Here is a 1,575-nt window from a genome sequence, read left to right on the forward strand (position 1 = left end):
TTTTTTGACGGAGAGTTTGATCCTGGCTCAGGACGAACGCTGGCGGCGTGCTTAACACATGCAAGTCGAACGATGAAGCGGTGCTTGCACCGTGGATTAGTGGCGAACGGGTGAGTAATACGTGAGTGACCTGCCCTTGACTCTGGGATAAGCCTGGGAAACTGGGTCTAATACTGGATACGACCATCAGATGCATGTCTTGGTGGTGGAAAGGGTTTGTACTGGTTTTGGATGGGCTCACGGCCTATCAGCTTGTTGGTGGGGTAATGGCTTACCAAGGCGACGACGGGTAGCCGGCCTGAGAGGGTGACCGGCCACACTGGGACTGAGACACGGCCCAGACTCCTACGGGAGGCAGCAGTGGGGAATATTGCACAATGGGCGCAAGCCTGATGCAGCGACGCCGCGTGAGGGATGACGGCCTTCGGGTTGTAAACCTCTTTCAGCAGGGAAGAAGCGAAAGTGACGGTACCTGCAGAAGAAGCGCCGGCTAACTACGTGCCAGCAGCCGCGGTAATACGTAGGGCGCAAGCGTTGTCCGGAATTATTGGGCGTAAAGAGCTCGTAGGCGGTTTGTCGCGTCTGCTGTGAAAGCCCGGGGCTTAACTCCGGGTGTGCAGTGGGTACGGGCAGACTAGAGTGCAGTAGGGGAGACTGGAATTCCTGGTGTAGCGGTGAAATGCGCAGATATCAGGAGGAACACCGATGGCGAAGGCAGGTCTCTGGGCTGTTACTGACGCTGAGGAGCGAAAGCATGGGGAGCGAACAGGATTAGATACCCTGGTAGTCCATGCCGTAAACGTTGGGCACTAGGTGTGGGGGGCATTCCACGTTCTCCGCGCCGTAGCTAACGCATTAAGTGCCCCGCCTGGGGAGTACGGCCGCAAGGCTAAAACTCAAAGGAATTGACGGGGGCCCGCACAAGCGGCGGAGCATGCGGATTAATTCGATGCAACGCGAAGAACCTTACCAAGGCTTGACATGCACCAGATCGTTCCAGAGATGGTTCTTCCCTTTTGGGTTGGTGTACAGGTGGTGCATGGTTGTCGTCAGCTCGTGTCGTGAGATGTTGGGTTAAGTCCCGCAACGAGCGCAACCCTCGTTCCATGTTGCCAGCACGCCCTTTGGGGTGGTGGGGACTCATGGGAGACTGCCGGGGTCAACTCGGAGGAAGGTGGGGATGACGTCAAATCATCATGCCCCTTATGTCTTGGGCTTCACGCATGCTACAATGGCCGGTACAAAGGGTTGCGATACTGTGAGGTGGAGCTAATCCCAAAAAGCCGGTCTCAGTTCGGATCGTGGTCTGCAACTCGACCACGTGAAGTCGGAGTCGCTAGTAATCGCAGATCAGCAACGCTGCGGTGAATACGTTCCCGGGCCTTGTACACACCGCCCGTCAAGTCACGAAAGTTGGTAACACCCGAAGCCGGTGGCCTAACCCTTGTGGGGGGAGCCGTCGAAGGTGGGACGAGCGATTGGGACTAAGTCGTAACAAGGTAGCCGTACCGGAAGGTGCGGCTGGATCACCTCCTTTCTAAGGAGCATTCACATCCTGGTCACCGTGTGGTGACC

1 rRNA gene is annotated in these 1,575 nt (G+C 56.8%); it reads left to right on the plus strand.

Features of this window, described 5'->3' with window-relative positions:
- Window positions 1-4 precede the first annotated feature (4 nt).
- Window positions 5-1,537: ribosomal RNA gene (locus GWK18_RS12710) — 16S ribosomal RNA — on the plus strand.
- Window positions 1,538-1,575: the final 38 nt, after the last annotated feature.

The sequence above is a fragment of the Kocuria sp. JC486 genome, assembly GCF_011602805.1.
In the GTDB taxonomy this organism is placed as follows: Bacteria; Actinomycetota; Actinomycetes; order Actinomycetales; family Micrococcaceae; genus Kocuria; species Kocuria soli.